The organism is Streptomyces sp. NPDC048484 (assembly GCF_040651415.1).
Taxonomy (GTDB): Bacteria; Actinomycetota; Actinomycetes; order Streptomycetales; family Streptomycetaceae; genus Streptomyces.
Map to the genome: position 1 here is coordinate 1 of NZ_JBEZJY010000011.1, position 18,894 is coordinate 18,894.

Here is an 18,894-nt window from a genome sequence, read left to right on the forward strand (position 1 = left end):
CCGGTGCGGGAAGGTTTCCTTCCCGCACCGGGACCACCGCCGTGCGAGTTGCCGGTTAGGGCTTCTCCTCGCCGTGGAGGGCGCTCACCTCCTCGGCGGTGAGTGCCCGGTCGACGGCGTGGACCTCGTCGACCGCGCCGTTCCAGAAGTCGACGTTCGAGCCGTCCCAATGGGCGCGGCCGACGGTCAGCGGGCCGGTGCTCGGGAAGGCGGGGCCACCGGTGGTCGTCGCCGCGAGCTTTCCGTCGAGGTACAACCGGATCTCGTTGGTGTCGGCGTCCCGTACGCCGACGAGGTGGTACCAGCGGTCCGTCTCCGCGGCGACGGCCACCTGGGCACGGCGTTCACCGGGTGTGCTGAAGGCGAAGTTTCCGTGTCCGTACTGGAGGTAGAACGCATTGGCCGTAGCACGGGTGTCCTGGCTGACGGCCGTGCCATAGTTGCCGGGGATCCCGTCGAGCCGGACCCAGGCGGACACCGAGTAGCTGCCACTGGTGTCGAGCACCGGTCCCGAAGTCTCCGCGTACTGCTTCTGGCCGTCGAACTTCAGGGCGCTGCCGCTGACACCGTCGGTCCAGGATGCGCCCTCACGCAACGTGAGAGGTTTTCCGCCCGGGCCGGTGTCCTTGGCGGTGGTGCCGGTGCCCTCGTCGAGAGTCCAGCGCCCTCCCTTGAGTTCCTTCGTGCCCGCCGCGGCGCCGGCCGCGATCACCTTGAGGTTGACCTTACGCACCTCGGCGGCATCCATCTTGATGTCGCGCCGGTCGTACGTGTACAGGCCGTTGAGCTCGTTCTCCAGGTCGGTGATCTGTGTGTACACCGAACCCGACAGTTCGGCGCCGGCCTGCTCGACGTAGAACTTCTCGGCGTTCTCGACGTACTTGCGGGTCAGCTCCGCCTTGGTGGTGACACCGCTGTAGATCACGGTCGGGGCGCCCGGCCACATGTGGCCGGGAGAGCGGAGGGTGAAGCCGCCGTGCTCGCCGTCCATCGCGGCCCGTTTGTCGTCGGGGAAGGGCGGGTCGTCGTTGTTGTAGTCGTGGTGGTCGATGATGTCGCCCTTGCCCGAGTCACCTTTCGAGTTGCAGCAGTTGACACCACTGTGGGCATTGACGACACGGGACGGGTCGGCAGCCTTGGCGGCCTCGGCGAGGCGGCCGGTCTCCTCACGGTTCCACTCGCCCCAACCCTCGTTGAAGACGATCCAGCCGATCACGGAGGGGGAGTTGTGGTGCTGGCGCATCATCTCCCGGCCCTGATCGACGAACGCCTTCTGCCCCGTCTCGTTGGTGATGTTCCCGGAGACGAAGTCCTGCCAGACGAGCAGGCCGAGCTTGTCGGCGTGATAGAACCACCGCGCCGGCTCCACCTTGATGTGCTTGCGCACCGCGTTGAAGCCGAGCTTCTTGTGCGCCTCGAGGTCGAAGGCGAGGGCGTCGTCGCTGGGCGCCGTGTAGAGACCGTCGGGCCAGAAACCCTGGTCGAGGGTGGCGAGGGAGAAGATCGGCTTGCCGTTGAGGACCAGCTTGTTGAAGCCGCCCACCCTCTCGACGGCGATCTTCCGCATGCCGAAGTAGCTGCGGACCTTGTCGCTCGACCTGCCGTCGGTCAGGGTGACGTCGAGATCGTAGAGGTACGGGTCGTCGGGGCTCCACAGATGCTGCTTCGCCACGGGCAGGGTGAGCTTCTTGCCGGCCGCTCCGCTGACTCTGCCGACGACCTTGCCGCGGGCGTCACGGGCGACGGCCTCGACGCGGGCGAAGGAGGAGGAGCCTTCGGAGTCGACCGTCACCGCGAGGGTGCCGGTGTCGATGTCGGGCGTGGTGACGATGTTCTCGATCGCGGCGGGGGCCACGGGCTCCATCCACACGGTCTGCCAGATACCGGAGGTCTGCGTGTAGAAGATGCCGCCCGGGTTCGTGGACTGCTTGCCCATGGGCTGGTCCGCGCCGCCGGTGTCGGTGACGGCGACCACGATCTCCTGCTTGCCGGTCCCCGTCAGAGCGTCGGTGATATCGGCACTGAAGGCGTTGTAACCGCCGGTGTGGTCGGCGACCTTGGTGCCGTTGACGAAGACGCGGGCCTGGTAGTCCACGGCGCCGAAGTTGAGCTTGAGTCGGTTCGAGCGGTCGTCCTTGCCCACCTTCCAGCTCCGGGGCACGTCGACGACCCGGCGGTAGAACATGTGGTCCTCGTGCCGCTCAAGCCCGGACAGCTGCGACTCGACGGGGAACGGCACGGTGATCTTCTCACCGAGGTTCTTGCCGAAGACCGGCTGCTCACCCGCCTTGGCGGCGCTGAACTGCCAAGGCCCGTTCAGGTTCTCCCACTTGGACCGCTTCTGCTGCGGGCGCGGGTACTCGGGTAGCGGGTGCTTCTTGTCGACCTTGTCACCCCACTTGGTGGTGAGGCGGTGGGTGGAGGCGTTCTCCGCGTAGCGGATGACCTTCGGCACGGCCTTGCCGCCGGCGGTCAGACCGCCCGCACCGTCGTACGAGACCCGGACCAGTTGGTTCTTCTGGATGGGTTCCGAGAGGTTGACGTAGAGCGAGGAGGAGTCTCCGGGGGCGGACGCGACCGACTTGATCGGCATGGCGGTTGTGTCGGCCTCGACCTTCAGATGGTCCTTGACGGCCTGGAGGTTGCCCACCTTGCCATCGAACCGGGCGCGCAGCCGCTTCCCGTTCTCGGCGACGGTCAGTTCCACCGGGAAGACCTCGAAGTCGGCCGGCGGGGTGAACGCGGACATCGGCACGACCTGCTTGGCCAGCGTCGGCGTGGACCAGCGCAGATACATGTTGGCGCCGCCGGTGTCCTGAAACAGCTCCAGGCGGAACGTGTGCTCCTCACCCGCGGTCAGTTTGACGGCCTGGCTGGTCTGCTCCCGGTCCCAGTCGCCCACCCAGTGGTCGATGACGGGCTCGTCGTCGACGTAGAGCCGGAAGCCGTTGTCGCCGATGGCGTAGAAGGTGTAGTCACCCGTGGCCGGCGCCTCGATCTGGCCCGTCCAGCGGGCGGTGGTGTGCTCCGTCTTCCCGGTCAACTCCTTGAAGGTGTCGGTCAGACCCGAGAAGTTGATCTGCGGATCGAGCGTCGTACCACCGAGTTCGGCGAAGTCCCGGGCACCGGGCGCCGACATGCTGAAGTACTCACCTTTGAGACCATGTGTCTCGACGGCGGCCTGTCCGGCGGCGGCCGCCGAGGCACCGCTCGTCAACTCTGAGGCCGCCGCGGTGGGCAGCATTCCGCTCGGGGGCAGCACGAGGGCCGCCATGGCGAACAGCGCCAACACCCTGGCTCTGGCGCTGCTTCTGGCTCTGGGGCGGGTGACGTGTCGTGTCATCGAACCTTTCCTCGTATTGAGGCCATGACCCCGTTCGACTGCCGGAGCAGGGTTACGGGCTCCTGCGAGGTAGCCCGCAGGGGAGGAGCTGCACACAGGCTGAGGCACGTACGGTAAGGCGACCTTTTCAACGTTGGAAACCCTCTGCCAGCGGTATGACAACACGCTCTCAGAAGCCTGTCCAGACCTTGTGCAGCACTCTGTTACCCGGGCGTCACGACGAGGGGATGCCGGGGTGCCGCGAAGCTGTCGGATACGGCGAAGCGGCTTGTCGAGGGATGTGAGTGCTCGTCAAGGCGGTACGTGGATACGCCAGTTCGGGCGGGACGTGCGTCCACAGCGGACTGCAACCGTCCCGTTGAGGGCGGGCCACTGAGGGCCCGGCCGGGCCGAGCCGACGATCCCGTTGCCCGTCGCCACCGTTGGGCTGCGCATTGTAGTGTTGAGCAGTGCGTAGCCAAGACCGGCGGGGCGGCGGATCGCATGAGGATTTAGTACGGTCTACGCAGTCGGGTTGGTAGGTGAGCCGACGGTTCGGCTCCATTGTCCGACTGGGCGCCATGCCCCTTTCCGGCCCCCGCTTTGCGTCCGCAAGTACGTCCAGCAGGGAAGCGGCACCGTGGATGGACGGGAACCGGACGGCGGGGCACTCCGATGAGGTGGGCCACGGGTCAGGGCCAAGGGCTGGGTGGCGACAGCTGTGGCGGGCTCGGGTTCCGCCAATTCGAGGTACCTCCTGAAGTGGCAGACGAGGAACGCGATTCCGGTCCTGCCCCAAGTGCTTGGCGGCGGGTGTTCGCCGTCGGCGATGTGACACAGGCTCTGAGGTCCAGGAGGGCCTGCCTGGAGTCCACGGCGAGATCGGCCCCGGACATTCAGGGGGGGCACCGGATCTTGTGACGGCCACGGCCATGGACGGGCGCGGATACGGGCACGGGAAGCCCACCTGCCTGGCTTGGGCGGTGCGTAGGGTAGGGCGTTCTTGACCGTTCCCCGTAGAACATCGCACGAATCATACCGTCAAGATGCGGAGGCATAACGGGTTCGGGTTCGCCATAACCTGCGCGCCGCGTTCAATGTATTGACACGTCCATTACAAAGGCTTTACGTTCCGGTCATCTGAGAGCGCTCTCAGATGACCGTCGCGTAAGACGTGAGGTGTCGCATGCCATCCCCCCGCACCAGGTCGGCAGCCGGACTGCTCCTGGCCTCAGTCCTCGTCGCCGTCGGCCTCGGCCCGGCCGCCGTACCAGCGGCAGCCGCCACCGTCCCGGTAGGTTCCGGCAGTTACTCCGACACCCGGCCCGCCGGTACGTCGGGCCCCACCACCAACACCGGAACGCCGGTCACGCCCAAGCTGACCGCCGCCGCCAAGGACCGGCCCGTCCCCACCAATGACTGGTGGTCCTCGCTCGCTTTCCAGCGCTACGGCGACAACCCGTATTCGACTCCCATGTACGGGCACCCCCTCACCTACCAGGCAGCGGCCGGCGGTCTCGACGTCGGTTACCCGACGGCTCCCGCGATCGTCGGTGACGGCCGCCAGTACGAGTACGCTCACAAGCGCGACCTCACCATCGGACTGACCGGCCTCAACTCCCCCGACACCAAGGCCGACGACTGGTCCGACTGGACGGTCACCCCCCAGTGGTCCGACGGCACCCGCACCCTGCGCACCACCATCGGCCACGGCTCCCCGTTCGTGTACGCCACGGGCTCGGGCGGCAACGCCCAGGTCACCACCGCCGGCGCGCCCACCGTCTTCGCCGACCAGGACAACGTCCTCGGCATCACCGTCGCCGGACACCATTACGCCCTCTTCGCGCCGACCGGCAGCGACTGGAACGTCGCCGGCTCCACCGTCACCGCGGGCCTCGGCTCCAAGGACTACTTCTCCGTCGCCGTGCTGCCGTCCACCGACGCGCTGGCGACCTTCAAGAAGTACGCCTACAGCTTCGTCACCGACTCCAAGGCGACCTGGAGCTCCACCGGTGGCACCGTCAAAGCCACCTACACGCTCACCGCCGAGGCAAAGGAAGGCACCGAGCGCGGCACGCTCCAGGCCCTCTACCGCCACCAGTGGCTGAACACCACGGACTCCCTCACCTCCTACACCTATGTCTCACCACGCGGCACCATGAAGGTCCGCGAGTCGGCCTCCTTCACCACGACTCAGAAGGCGGCGGCGGTACTGCCCGGACTGCCCAAGTCGACCGGCGTGGACACCGCCAGGCTGCGCGGTTACCTGGACGAGGTCGTGAACGCCGCCGACCCCTTCTCCGGAGCCTCCGACACCTACTGGACCGGCAAGGCCCTCGGTCGCCTCGCCCAACTCGTGCCGCTGGCCGACCAGATCGGCGAGACCGGCACCCGCGACAAACTCCTCGGCCTGATCAAGGGCAAGCTCCAGGACTGGTTCACGGCGGGAGGCGCGAACGAGTTCAGCTACGACAAGGACTGGAAGACGCTCACCGGCTACCCCGCCTCCTACGGCAGCGACACCGAACTCAACGACCACCACTTCCACTACAGCTACTACGTATACGCGGCGGCCGTCGTCGCCCAGTACGACCAGGGATGGGCCGCCGAATCCGCCTGGGGTGGCATGGTCAAGACCCTTGTGCGGGACGCCGCCAACCCCAGCCGAACCGACACCACCTTCCCCTTCCTGCGCGGCTTCGACGTGTACGCGGGCCACAGCTGGGCCTCCGGCCACCAGGGTTTCGCCGCCGGCAACAACCAGGAGTCGTCCTCCGAGTCCACCAACCTCAGCGCGGCCCTCGTCCTCTGGGGCTCCGCGACCGGCGACACCTCACTGCGTGACCTCGGCACCTTCCTGCTGACCACCGAGTCGGAGTCGATCGCCCAGTACTGGTTCGACGCCGACGAGCAGGTTTTCCCGTCCACCTTCGGCCACGACACGGCCGGCATGGTGTGGGGCAGTGGCTCCGCCTACGCCACCTGGTGGACCGCCAACCCCGAAGAGATTCACGGCATCAACGTCCTGCCCGTGACCGGCGGTTCGCTCCACCTCGGCGGTGAGAAGGCCGCGATCCGGCGCAACATCGCCGAGATGGAGCGGGAGAACGGCGGGCCGGCCGCCGAATGGCGGGACATCCTCTGGGAGTTCCAGTCCCTTGCCGACCCGGGCACGGCCAAGGCGAAGTGGGACGCGGGCAACGCCGACTACACCCCGGAGCAGGGGGAGTCGAAGGCGCACACCTATCACTGGATCAACACCCTCGACACCCTCGGCGCCCCGGACGCCACAGTGACCGGTGACATTCCGACCTCCGCCGTCTTCACCAAGGGAACGACCCGGACGTACGCCGCCCACAACTACGGATCGACGGCCCGAACCGTCACCTTCTCCGACGGAAAGACCCTCGTCGTGCCGGCCCGTTCCAGCGCGAGCGGCACCGGGACCGGTTCAGGGGACCCGGACCCCGACCCCGAACCGCCGACCGGCAACACCTTCCAACTGCGCACCGGCGGCGCACTCACCACAACGACCAACGGCACGGCGGGTAGCGACACCCTCGTCTCCGGCGGCGGCGCCAACCATGACGGAACCCCGTACCAGCCCCTCCTCTACGAGGCCCGCGGCGTCAACGGCACACTCACCCCGGGCGCGCAGAGCGCGTTCCGGCTCCAGTTGGACGCGGACAGCGTGGTCGGACTCGGCCAACAGGCCCGGATCAGCTACGACTTCACCGGTGACGGTGACTTCGAACGCACCGAGACGTACAACTACTTCGCGACCGATCCGGTCACCGGATGGGAGGAATACACGCAGGCACGCGCACTCAAGGCATCCACGGGTACACAGGGCGACCTGGACGGCGGCACCGTGCGCCTTGAGGTGTGGAACGCCATCGGAAACGGCCCGTCAAAGCTGCAGACGGGCACGGACAAGTCCGTGCTGGTGATCCCCTACAGCTGAACCGGTGGAAAGCAGGCGTCGGGCACTGGCGTCAGTCCCTTGCCCGCCGCCGCACCAGCGTGGTTCGAGGTGATCCCAGCCACCGGGACCGTACCGCCTGGCGAAACTCGCAGAATCTGCGCCGGGAATCTGCGCGGAGCGTTCGCAATCCGCGTGTTCGTGGATGAGTCCGGAAACCGCCCCGACACGGTGGCGCCAAGGCCGCCGGACGAGCATGGCGGACCACACCCGGCCGAAGCACGAAGTCCTTGATGGCGGTGGCCCATTGTGGCTGGTCATCGCCGGCGCGCGATGACCGGCCAGGCGCGGGAGTCGAACCATACGCCGTTGCCGGTGTCGTGTGCGTCGAGAGTCGCGCAAAGCCGATCGAGTGCGCGCTTGGCGGACGCGGGATCCAGGTCGGTGACCAATGCCTTCGCCATCCACGGCTGGAGTACGGCGGCACGCGCGCGGTCGGCGTCCGGGCCGTAGCAGACGGGCTCGCGTACGTCGACGACGTCCGCGGCTGTGAAGCCGGCCGCGGTCAAGTGGCCGACCACGACGTCCGGATCAGCCAGTGTGAAGGGGTCGACGGCCGCTCCGGCCGACGTCGATGAAGCGTGCCCGCCGGAGAGCGCCGCCCGGATCGCGGCATACCACTCCTGGCGGTCGGCGGCTTGCCGGACCAGCTGCACGAAGCGCGCATCCGGACGCAGGGTTCGGCCGATGTGATGCATGCCGGTTTCCCTCGCCCAGGCGCTGCTCTCCCTCCACCTCTTGCACTTGGACATCGAAGCCGACGGCCTGCCGAGTGATCTTCGCACCACGTCCGTGCACCACACATGTTGCATCGGTTACGGTCATCCCGGCCGCCTCTGAGCTGTGTATTGCCGAACCGCACACGCGCGGCACCCCAGAGGGACGTCGGGGATTTTGACGAGTCCGGCGCCGACATCGAGCAGGGCTGGGTGGCCCGCACGGCCTGCTGGAGTGACATCGAGCGACGACTGGAGACGACACGACGAGCGGATGGCCCCCGTAGGCAGGCGGCAGCCCGTACGCAGACGGCAGCGTGACCGGCACGGTCACGCTGCCACCGAGCGACCTCGGCGATCGAAAGGCGAGGGCCGACGAACGTGCGGAGCCCTACCTGAGAGTGATCGCGTAGACCTGCACCCGAGGATCGTTCTGCAGGCCGACGGAACGCACCGTCTTCGACGCGTCGAGGTCGGCGGAGGCACCGAACAGCCGCACCGGCGGGCCGTCCACGCCCTGCCCGCGCTTGATCCGGTGCGGCATCTCCAGCGTCACGGAGGCGCCTTGTGGTGCCGCTCCCGCCCAGTCGCCCACGGGGATGGGCACTTCGGCGGTGGTTCCGTCGGTGTAGCGGACGGTGAGCATGGTCGTCACCGGGCCATGGTGAGCCACGGCGATCACGCGCAGCGCGTTGTACGAGTCGGCCGGGAGCAGCATGGCCTGACCGCGGGCCTCGACGAAGTTGGCAGCCGTCCCGGACGGATCGGGAGCGTCGTAGGTCACGCCGTCCCAGACGACCGGACCCGCCGCGGGCAGCAGATCACCGTCGAAGCTCCAGCCGCCTCCGTCGAAGTCGCCCTCACCGGAAGCCGCGACGGTCGCGGTTCCGTCGTGGTTCACCTCTTTGCCGAGGCCGACGGCACACTGCTCATCGATGTCCGCCGTGCAGTGGGCCGCGGCGCGCACCTCGATGGTCGCGACCCGTTCCACGGGTTTCACACCCTTCGCGGTCGCTGTGATCCGCAAGGTGTACGAACCCGGCGCGGTTCCGGCCGGCACGCTCACGTCCACCGCCGCGGTCCGCTGAACCGGAAGCCGATGGGACGTGAGCGAGAAGGGCGCGGAGGCCTTCGCGGTCCAGCCGCTGGGAGCCTTCGCGCCGACGCTCACCCGCAGCGTGCCGGGGGACTGGCCCAGCACGTCCAGCTTCAGACGGACGCTCTGTGCGCTGTCGGCCGATGGCAGGACGTCGGAGCTGGTGCGCAGGGAGGCGTCGAGGTGCCGGCGTGAATCGGCTGCCGCACGGTTCACGGACGGCGGTTCGGCGCCCTTGCCCGTACCCCATGCCGATGGCTTGTCGGCCATCTCGAAGGCGAGGTTCCCCCCCTTGGCGACCGCGTGCCAGTCCAGCCAGGTGGCGCGCAGGTTTTTCCCGTCGAACTTCGCCTGCTTCACGTAGCGTTGGGTGTCGCTCGTACCGGGTGCCTTGACGGTCAGGGTGCCGCCTTGCTTGTTCCCGTAGGTGCCGACGCGAATGACCGCGGAGGGGAACTGCGGGCTGGAGACGGCGAGAAAGTCGCCACCGTTCGTCGTCGGGTACAGGCCCAGGGAGGAGAAGACGTACCAGGCCGACATGGTGCCCAGGTCGTCATTGCCGGTCATGCCGTCGGGCCCGTCCGTGAAGAGCGTCATCGCGGCGCGGACCACGGTGGCGGTCTTGGCAGGTGCGCCGGCCCACAGGTACATGTACGGGGAGTGCAGATCGGGCTCGTTGTTCGGGTTGTAGGTCGGCTTCCCGTAGTAGTCGTACGGTGCGGAGATCCAATCCTTGCGAGCGGTTCCGGCAGGGTCCGTGAGGAGTTTGTCGTAGGCGAAGAAGGCGTCGAGCCGCTTCTCGGTCTCCCGCTTGCCGCCCATCAGGGAGACGAGTCCGGCCGGGTCCTGGGGCGCCAGCCACTGGTACTGGTAGGCGCCGCCCTCATGGAACTGGTGGCCCGCTTCGACGGGATCGTAGGGCGCCAGCCAGGTGCCGTCGGTCGTACGTGGCCGGAACTGCTTGATGGAGGAATCCCACAGGTTCCGGTACCACTGGCCGCGTGCCGCGAACACGCGGGCGTCCGCGGTGTGTCCCAGCCCCTTGGCCATCAGTGCCAGCGACGCGTCCGCCGCCGCGTACTCCATGGTCGCCGAAGCGGGATGGCGGCAGTCGTTGTCGCCGCCCTTGTCCGGGCAGTCCTTCCCCGGCTCCAGCCCGCTGGGTATGTAGCCACGCTCCTGGTACGCGGCGGCTCCCGCACGGCCGTTGTAGGGGGAATCGTCGGGCGGCGTACTGAGGGCGTTCTTCCTCAGAAGCGCGTACGCCTCCTTCTCGTAGCCCGCGAGCAGGCCCTTGGACCACGCCTCGACCAGGAAGGGCGTCACCGGGTCACCGGTCATGATGTTGGTCTCGCTGTTGGCGAGCGACCAGCGCGGCAGCCAGCCGCCGTCCCGTCCGATCGCGACGACCGACAGCGCGACATCACGGGCGACCTTCGGCTGCAGCATCTGGAGCAGTTGGTTCTGTGGCCGGTGGGTGTCCCACAGCGACAGGTTCTGGTAGGGCGTGAACCCCGACGCGAGATGGGTCTTCCCGTCGAAACCCGCATACCGGCCGTCGATGTCTCCGGCGAGGTTCGGGTGCAGTTGCGCGTGGTACAGGGCCGTGTAGAACGCGCGTTGCCGCTCGGCCGACCCACCGCCGACCTTGACGGCGGCGAGCTGCCGCTCCCAGGTCGTGTGCGCCGCCGCGCGAGTGGCGTCGAAGTCGTACGAGTCGTCCGTCTCCGCCGTCAGGTTCTTCCGGGCGCCCTCGACGCCCGTGTAGGAAAGTCCCACCTTGACGACGACGTCACGGTCCGCGCCGGCGTCGAAGGTCACCCAGGCACCATTCCCGCCCACGCCGGCCGCATCCCGCTCACCGGGCGCGGGAGTCGTACCACGCCAGGCGCCGTGCGAGGCGAACGGCCTGTCGAAGGTCGCCGTGAAGTAGACGGTGTGCTTGTCCTTGCCCGCGCAGAAGTTGCCCGCTTCGACCCGGCCCTCGACCGTCCGGTCGCCGACGACATGTACCTCCGAGCCGTACACCTTCTGGTTGGCCTTGCCCGTGTTGAACAGGACGTTGGCGCGGTCGGCCGAGGGGAAGGTGTAGCGCTGCCATCCCGTGCGGGGTGTGGCGGTCAGCTCGGCGTCGATGCCGTACGTCTTCAACCCGACTCGGTAGTAGCCGGGTTCGGCGTCCTCGTCGTCGTGCGAGTAGGTCGAGCGGTAGGCATCGGGGTCGACGCTGTCGACCGCTCCGGTCGTCGGCATGATCGGCAGCTCACCCATGACGGAGCAGCCGACACCAGAGAGGTGGGTCTGGCTGAATCCGTGGATCTTGTTCTGCTGATAGTCGTAGCCTCCCTGGCCGCCGGTGTCCGGGCTGACCTGGACCATGCCGAAGGGGGCACTCGCGCCGGGAAAGGTGTTGCCGAAGTTCTGTGTGCCGATGAACGGGTTGACCAGAGAGGTGAGTTGCGGAGCGGCCGCGGACTCGGCGGGGGCTTGGGCGATGGCAGGGGCTGGGCCCAGGACACCGCCGGCGACGAGCAGCGCGGCGAGGACTGTCGATGCGCGGTTACACAACCGGTGGAGGGGTCTGTGCATGGAAGCGGTCTCCTGTTCCTCACCCGTCATGTGCTGCGCGACATGAGAGGTGATCTGCAAGTGACAGACGAGTGGCCACATGCGATCGGTCGGACGTACAGGGCTCGGGTGGGGGTGTTGGGGGTCTCGGGGTATGGGCTGTTCGGTCCATGTGCTGGGTGTTCGCCGTGTATACGGCTCCTGCACGGTCCAGGCATGCGAGATGCACTCGCAGGCGCCGTACGCGTCCGCTTCCCCATCGCTGGTGACGGCGTGTCGGTGAAAGCTTCGTGCGTGGGCCAGGGGGCGAGGCCCACGGGATGGAGCGCCGGCCCGAGGGGCCCGGCGCTCGTACATCTGCTTGTCTCATGCACGGGAAGGGGGCGGTGTGCAGGTCATCGTGGTGAGCCCCCTTCGCAGCACAATCAGCGGCACATGGCTGGATGGAAGCGGACTAGATCACGCGTCTGACATCGTTGTCAAGACTTCTGACGAGTTGACTGCGACCTAGGAAAGGACAGCTGACGCGAGGTGGTTGAGGTTCGCCCGCCGGTACGGGTTCGGCCGGTCCTGCGGGAAGTCGAGGCGCCGGCCCCTGCTGTGCGCCTTGACGCAGCGGGCGTCGGCCGGCGCGGACGATCTCGCCCGGTAGGCGGACCCGCGTGCCGCCGTCTTCTTCTTCCGTTTCCGTCCGGTGCCGGCGTGGCTGGATGTCCTGGACGGGCACGCCGAGCGTCTGCTGCCGCCGGGCGTGCAATGGCAGCACCTGGTGGAGAGGGGGTGTCCAGGCGCGGCGTGGAAGGTGGAAGGTGGAAGGTGGAAGGTGGAAGGTGGAAGGTGGAGCGTACTGTGCCGACGTTCGCCGGCGCCCGTATCGCCGCCGATGGACAGCTTGCCGGAGCCGAAGGTGTTTCCTGCGCCTTTCCGACCAGGCGGTAGAGGTGGCCTGGTGCGTGGGGGCTGGGCTGACTTCGCAGGCGAGTCGTCGTCGCGAATGTTTTGTGGGTGATGGTGGCGCCGAAGTGCGCAAAACTCCTGTGCGCCGGTTCGTACACCTCTGGGACTTGCCGGTGCCGGAGTCCCCGATCGGACGCAGCGGGTGGCCCACAGGTCCGTGGTGCCGGCGCCCCTCGCGCGGGCCCTCCGGTGCGGCGTCCCGCCCTGCCGCCCCAGATCCTGCTCCGGGACGCTACTGCGGGGTAGAGCCTGCTGGATCAGCTTGTCCAGGTCTTGAGCTGAGCGGCAACCTCCCGTACGGGGAGCCCGTCCCGGGCCGCGCGGGCCAACGGAAGAACGGTGTCCGGACCGGGGCTCACCGGAAGGCCGCACGCCGACAGGTAGGCCGCGGTCATGGGTGTGCTCGTCTGCGCGTACGACGGCGAGGAAAGCGTGCGCGAGCATGGCCAGGGTGACCCAGCGGGACCAGGAGGCATAGCGGCGGACCTGGTGCTCGTCGAGTGCGGCCAGGCCCTTGCCCCACTGGGTGCTCCACCACGTAGCCGCACGCGTCGTCGCGGACCTGATCGGCATCCCACTTGGCCCTGCCCAACAAGTGCTGCATGCCGTCCTGAGTGCTCTCGCCGGCCCACTCGGCGATGGTCCAGCTGTTCTTGCGCGGCAGGTCGGCCAATAGACCGAGCACCAACCGCGCCGCCCTGCGCCGGGGTTCGACCCGGGCGAAGCGCCCCGCGATCCGGCCCATCAGGCCCATCAGGCCCTCGAACGCGTCCCGCCAACGGGCGGGTTCAATGCTGTGACCTGCGGCCACCGTCTCTTCGTCAGTCCACACAACTCACGATGATCGACGGTGGCCGCACCCGTCTCCACAACGCGTCAGGGTCGCGCAGTTCCGCCTGCCGTCCTGAGTCAGGAGGACATGTGCAACGTGGTGAAGTCTGGTGGGTGGAGTTCGACGAGCGGCGGCTGGTCGTACTGCTGGCGGCAGACGACGCGTCCAGGATCCGGGCGATGCAGGTCGTCACTCCTGCGGGCGTCGACATCAGCGGTCTGGGCGTCGAAGTGCAAGTCGGCGCCATGGAAGGCCTGCCCTTTGAAGGCGTGCTGCGGTTCGCGTTCCCGCGCCCGGGCTTTACCCCCTGCACGTGGCTGACCACCGTGTCCCGGGACGACCTGATCGAGCGGGCAGGCGTCCTGTCCTCCGCGAAGCTCAGCGAGATAAGGGACGCCCTCCGTCTCGGTGAACTCGGGTAGGCGGAGAGGCGCCACTCACCATCGAGATCACGATCTGTGGCTGGAGTACTAAGCGCTCGCCCCAATTCGGCGAAAACACCGAGGAAAGTCCAGATCCAGCTCTCCGCGAGAGCAGAGATAAACCGATTCATCCCCACACGCTGGCGGGGACCACATGGTCGTGCCGGTGGTCGGGTTCAGTTCACCCCCAAGTCGGCAGGGACCACGGACCCTCTTCTGTCTGAATCTGATACGCGATCGGTTCACCCCCGCGTCGGCGGGAACCACTGCATCACCTACGAGTGGGAGCACGCACTCGACGGTTCACCCCCGCGGACGCGGGGGGGCAGCCGAAAGGCCAACTGCACAGGTCAACGACACACAGCCACCCAATGCGGCATGCCACAGGGGCAGCTGGTCCCTTCCAGGACAAATAACCACGGATACGCCCCCTCGTCCGACCACGTCCCCTCATGCCCGAACACTGCAACTCGGACAGTGCCCTCCCGAGCTCGATCGGGGCGCTCGTAGAGCGCTGGGGCGACGCCCTCATGGTGGCCGCACGCACCTCAGCACGCGAAACTATGGTGTCCCACCACATGTGCCGCTGACCTGGGGATTCCTACGGTATGGCGACACGAAAACGTCCCCGCCAACCGCTTGGAAGTGGTGCCGATGTCCTCCCCCGCGACCGCTCCCCCACCACCCGCCAGCCTCAAGCGCATCGTCGCCGCCAGCCTCATCGGCACGACTATCGAGTGGTACGACTTCTTCCTCTACGGATCCGCCGCCGCGCTCGTCTTCAACAAGCTGTTCTTCCCCGGCTCCGACCCGATCGTCGGCACTCTGCTGTCCTTTCTGACGTACGCGGTGGGGTTCGCGGCCCGGCCGCTCGGGGCGCTGGTCTTCGGGCATTACGGCGACCGGCTCGGGCGCAAGAAACTCCTGGTCCTGAGCCTGCTGTTGATGGGCGGGGCGACCTTCTCGATCGGCTTGCTGCCCACGCACGCGTCCATCGGTACGGCGGCCCCCGTGCTGCTGACCGTGCTGCGCCTGGTGCAGGGCTTCGCCCTGGGCGGGGAGTGGGGCGGCGCCGTCCTGCTGGTGTCGGAGCACGGGGACGCGCGACGACGCGGGTTCTGGGCCTCGTGGCCCCAGACCGGAGCACCCGCCGGGCAGCTGCTGGCGACGGGTGTGCTGTCGCTGCTGACCGCCGTGCTCTCCGACTCCGCGTTCACGGCGTGGGGCTGGCGCATTCCCTTCCTGCTGTCGGGGGTCCTGGTGATCGTCGGTTTGTGGATTCGTCTGTCTGTCGATGAATCGCCCGTGTTCAAGGCCGCCCTGGCCCAGGCCGAGGCGCGCAGGTCGGTCCAGAACGCGCCCGCCGAGAAGCTGCCTCTGGTTTCCGTGCTGCGGTACCACTGGCGGGACGTCTTGATCGCGATGGGCGCGCGCATGGCGGAGAACATCAGCTACTACGTGATCACCGCCTTCATCCTCGTGTACGCCACCACGTCGACCGGCCTGTCCAAGCAGACCGCGCTGAACGCCGTACTCATCGCGTCCGCGGTGCATTTCGCCGCGATCCCGGCGTGGGGTGCCCTGTCCGACCGTGTGGGCCGCCGGCCGGTGTATCTGCTGGGTGCGGCCGGCATCGGTCTGTGGATGTTCCCGTTCTTCGCGCTCATCGACACCGGGAGCTTCGGGAACCTGATCCTCGCCGTGACCGTGGGCCTGGTCCTGCACGGAGCCATGTACGCACCGCAGGCCGCGTTCTTCTCCGAGATGTTCGCGACCCGTATGCGCTACTCCGGGGCCTCGATCGGCGCGCAGTTCTCATCGGTCGCGGCGGGCGCGCCCGCGCCCCTCATCGCGACCGCGTTGCTGGCGGACTACGACAGCTCGACCCCGATCGCCCTGTACGTGATCGGGGCGTCCGTGCTGACGCTGGTCGCCGTCGGCGTGGCGAAGGAGACCCGGCACCGCGACCTCGCGGACGTGGACGCGGAGGCCGCCGGCAAGATGTCCGACACGGAGGCCGCGAAGGATTCGGCCCACCCCGCGGATGCCCGTACCGTCTGAACGGGTCTGGACCCGCCTGGACCCGTCTGAAACGTCGTACAGCGAGCCGGCCCTCTCGCCCGCCCCCTCGCCCCCCTCGCCTTCGTGCGTGCGGGGGGGGCAGTCGCGGGGGTCAGTGCCGGCCCTGTGGCGCCATCGACGACAACCGGTGCAGCCGCAAGGCCAGTTGGATCTCCAGCGCGCGGGCCGGGCTCTGCCACTCGGCTCCGAGCAGCCGGCCCACCCGTTCCAGGCGCTGCGCGACCGTGTTGACATGGACGTGCAGTTCGTCCTTGGTACGCGCCGGGCTCATCCCGCAGGCGAAGTACGCGTCGAGGGTGCTCAGAAGATCGGTGCCGCGCTTCTCGTCGTACGTGACGACCTGGCCGATGGTGCGCTCGACGAAGCCGGGGATGTCCCTGCTCCCGGCCAGCAGCAGCCCCAGGAACCCGAAGTCCTCGGCCGCGGCTCCGTCGCCCGGGCGGTCCAGGAGCCGCAGCGCGTCGAGGCAGCGCTGCCCCTCGGCGTAGGCCTCGGCCACGCTCTCCGGACGGACGGCCAGTTCCCGCACGGGCGCGGAGGCGCCGACGGTGACCGCCTCGTGAACCGCCGTACCCAGGTCTCTCGCCGTGCGGCGGGCCAGGTCCGTCGCGGTGTCGCCGGGCCCCAGAGGCAGCAGCAGGACGGTGCCGCCGTCGCGCGCCGCGGCAAGTCCGTGCCGGGTGGCGGCGAGGTGGGACGCCGCGGACCACAGCCTGCGCCGGGCGGCGGCCTCCTGGTCGGCGTCCGCGGCCGTGGTGTCCAGACGGGCGGCCAGCACCACGTGGACGGCGTCGAGGTCTGCGTCGAGCCGGGTCGCGCGCTCGCGCAGCAGCCGGGGATCCCGGTCGCGGGCGTCGAGCAGGTCGTCCAACAGCTCGCCTCGCACGCGCTGTTCGGCCTCGGCGGCCGAACGACGGGCGAGCAGCAGCAGCGAGGTGACCATGGCGGCCCGCTCCAGTGTGCGCTGGTCGACGGGGTCGAGTCGTGGGTGGCCGCGCAGCACCAGTGCGCCGAGCAGTTCGCCGCCGGCGGCGACGGCCGCGACCCAGTCGCCCCCGTGGCGGACGGCATGCCCTTCGGCTCGTGACACCTCAAGAGCGTCACCGGGGGCGGCCTCCGCGTCGGCGAAGCGCACGGTGCTGTCGAGGACCTGGGAGACCGCGGCGGAGACGTCGTGGACCCCGCCGCCCCGCAGAACGAGTTCGGCCAGCCGGTCGTGGACGTCCGAGGCGCGCTCGATCACCCCGCTGCGGTCCCGGATGATCTCGTTGGCCCGCTCCAGGTCCGCCAGCGCCTCCCGGGTCTCGGTGAGCAGGTTCGCGGCGTCGATGGCGGCGGCCGCCAGGGCGGCGAACGAGCCGAGCAGCGCGATCTCCTCCCGTTCGAAGACACGCGCACGCCGGTCGGCGGCGAAGAGCACCCCGATGACGTGCGGGCCGAGCATGAGGGGCACGCCCAGGATCGCCACCAGCCCCTCGTCCCGTACCCCCGCGTCGATCGTCAGGGTGTGCCGGAAACGGTCGTCCCGGAAGTAGTCGTCGGTGACGTAGGGGCGGGCCGTCTGTGCGACGAGCCCGCCGAGCCCCTCTCCCATGCCCAGCCTCAGCTGCTGGAAGCGCGCCGCCACCGAGCCCTCCGTGACCCGCATGTACGTGTCGCCCTTGGCCGGGTCGTTCAGGCTGAGGTAGGCGACGTCCGTGCTCAGCAGCGAGCGGGCGCGCTGCACGATCGCCTGGAGCACGGCGTCGAGGTCGCGCAGGCCGGCCAGATCGTGGGCCGTCTCGAAGAGCGCGGACAGTTCGGCCTCGCGTCTGCGGCGCCCCTCCATCTCGGAGCGCACGCGCAGGGCGAGCAGTTTGGCGTGCTCCAGAACGGCGATCCGGCCGGGCGCCTGGCCGTCCGCGCGGGCGAGCAGCACAGGCTGCTCGTACGCGTCGGCGGACGCGCCCCTGGCCAGCAGTTCCAGGAACGGCGCTTCAGCGCTCCCTTCGGAGTGCCCGGCCGATTGCAATTGATCGCGAGACATGTCCACCAGGATTACCCGTCGCACCGACAGCCTGACCAGCCCTGTGGAAAACTCGCGCTCAGTGTGCGGTCCAACCGCCGTCGAGCACCAGTGAGGTCCCGGTGACGAAGGACGCGGCCGGGCCGCACAGATACGCCACCGCTTCGGCGACCTCCTCGGGTTCGATGAGGCGCTTGACCGCGCTGTCCTGCAACAGGACTTCGGTCAGCACCCGCTCGCGCGGTATGCCGTGCGCGGCCGCCTGGTCGGCGAGCTGCTTCTCGACCAGGGGCGTACGCACATAGGCGGGGTTCACACAGTTCGAGGTGACTCCATGGGGGGCGCCTTCCAGTGCCGCGGTCTTGGAGAGACCCTCCAGTCCGTGTTTCGCCGCCACATAGGCCGACTTGAAGGCAGAGGCTCGGAGCCCATGGACGGAGGACACATTGACGATGCGGCCCCACCCCTGCCCGTACATGTGCGGCAGTGCCCCGCGGATGAGCCGGAACGGGGCCTCCAGCATCACGGTCAGTACGGTGTGGAAGGTGTCGGGAGGGAACTCCTCGATGGGCCGCACCAGTTGCAGTCCGGCGTTGTTGACGAGGATGTCGGTGCCCGCCGCGGCGGATTCCGCCGCGTCCAGGTCGGTGAGGTCGAGGACGTGCGGCTCGACGGTACCCGCGAGGCCCCGGGCCTGTTCGGTGAGTGTCTCCAGTCCCTGGGCCTGCCGGTCGACCGCTCGCACCTTCGCCCCGGCTGCGGCGAGCCGCAGCGCGCACGCGCGGCCGATACCGCCTGCGGCGCCGGTGACGAGGGCGGTACGGCCGCCGAGGTCGAGGGACGGGGCGTGGGGGCCTGCGAGGACGCTGCGCGCGGTCATGGTCCGACCCTAGGGAGTTGTCCCGACCCGAC

At 68.6% G+C, this 18,894-nt stretch carries 8 protein-coding genes and 1 pseudogene; 3 read left to right on the plus strand and 6 right to left on the minus strand.

What is annotated here, in order from left to right; all coding sequences use genetic code 11:
* Positions 1-55: 55 nt before the first annotated feature.
* Positions 56-3,343 carry a LamG-like jellyroll fold domain-containing protein gene (locus AB0D14_RS13275; RefSeq protein WP_362777878.1) on the minus strand — a complete coding sequence of 1,096 codons (3,288 nt, stop codon included), beginning with the start codon at positions 3,341-3,343 and terminating at the stop codon, positions 56-58.
* A gap of 1,165 nt (positions 3,344-4,508) precedes the next feature.
* Between AB0D14_RS13275 and AB0D14_RS13280 the strand changes: the two genes are divergently transcribed.
* Complete coding sequence (locus tag AB0D14_RS13280; protein WP_362777881.1) at positions 4,509-7,286, plus strand: glycosyl hydrolase; 2,778 nt, start codon at positions 4,509-4,511, stop codon at positions 7,284-7,286.
* Between the two features lie 275 nt (positions 7,287-7,561).
* On the opposite strand, the gene AB0D14_RS13285 is transcribed toward AB0D14_RS13280, so the two are convergent.
* From AB0D14_RS13285 to AB0D14_RS13295, 3 genes and pseudogenes are all read right to left on the minus strand, one after another.
* Complete coding sequence (locus AB0D14_RS13285) at positions 7,562-8,002, minus strand: methyltransferase (RefSeq protein ID WP_362777883.1); 441 nt, start codon at positions 8,000-8,002, stop codon at positions 7,562-7,564.
* A gap of 409 nt (positions 8,003-8,411) precedes the next feature.
* Complete coding sequence (locus AB0D14_RS13290; protein ID WP_362777885.1) at positions 8,412-11,705, minus strand: GH92 family glycosyl hydrolase; 3,294 nt, start codon at positions 11,703-11,705, stop codon at positions 8,412-8,414.
* 1,462 nt (positions 11,706-13,167) lie between these two features.
* Positions 13,168-13,386, minus strand: a pseudogene (locus tag AB0D14_RS13295) (transposase); the annotation flags it as partial.
* 176 nt (positions 13,387-13,562) lie between these two features.
* On the opposite strand from AB0D14_RS13295, the gene AB0D14_RS13300 reads away from it, so the two are divergent.
* Positions 13,563-13,895: a type II toxin-antitoxin system PemK/MazF family toxin gene (locus AB0D14_RS13300; RefSeq protein WP_362777888.1), complete on the plus strand. Its 333-nt coding sequence runs from the start codon at positions 13,563-13,565 to the stop codon at positions 13,893-13,895.
* A gap of 654 nt (positions 13,896-14,549) precedes the next feature.
* Complete coding sequence (locus tag AB0D14_RS13305) at positions 14,550-15,956, plus strand: MFS transporter (protein WP_362777890.1); 1,407 nt, start codon at positions 14,550-14,552, stop codon at positions 15,954-15,956.
* A gap of 112 nt (positions 15,957-16,068) precedes the next feature.
* Here the strand turns inward: AB0D14_RS13305 and AB0D14_RS13310 are convergent, their stop codons facing one another.
* A complete protein-coding gene (locus AB0D14_RS13310) occupies positions 16,069-18,003 on the minus strand; it encodes a GAF domain-containing protein (RefSeq protein ID WP_362777892.1) in 1,935 nt (644 codons plus the stop codon).
* 58 nt (positions 18,004-18,061) lie between these two features.
* Positions 18,062-18,862, minus strand: a complete 801-nt coding sequence (locus AB0D14_RS13315; RefSeq protein ID WP_362777894.1) for a 3-hydroxybutyrate dehydrogenase — start codon at positions 18,860-18,862, stop codon at positions 18,062-18,064.
* Between the last annotated feature and the right edge of the window lie 32 nt (positions 18,863-18,894).

Bases quoted from the DNA above. Each gene is read 5' to 3' on its own strand.
- AB0D14_RS13280 (WP_362777881.1), top strand. From the start codon at position 4,509: ATGCCATCCCCCCGCACCAGGTCGGCAGCCGGACTGCTCCTGGCCTCA.
- AB0D14_RS13275 (WP_362777878.1), bottom strand. From the start codon at position 3,343: ATGACACGACACGTCACCCGCCCCAGAGCCAGAAGCAGCGCCAGAGCC.
- AB0D14_RS13285 (WP_362777883.1), bottom strand. From the start codon at position 8,002: ATGCATCACATCGGCCGAACCCTGCGTCCGGATGCGCGCTTCGTGCAG.
- AB0D14_RS13310 (WP_362777892.1), bottom strand. From the start codon at position 18,003: ATGTCTCGCGATCAATTGCAATCGGCCGGGCACTCCGAAGGGAGCGCT.
- AB0D14_RS13290 (WP_362777885.1), bottom strand. From the start codon at position 11,705: ATGCACAGACCCCTCCACCGGTTGTGTAACCGCGCATCGACAGTCCTC.
- AB0D14_RS13315 (WP_362777894.1), bottom strand. From the start codon at position 18,862: ATGACCGCGCGCAGCGTCCTCGCAGGCCCCCACGCCCCGTCCCTCGAC.
- AB0D14_RS13305 (WP_362777890.1), top strand. From the start codon at position 14,550: ATGTCCTCCCCCGCGACCGCTCCCCCACCACCCGCCAGCCTCAAGCGC.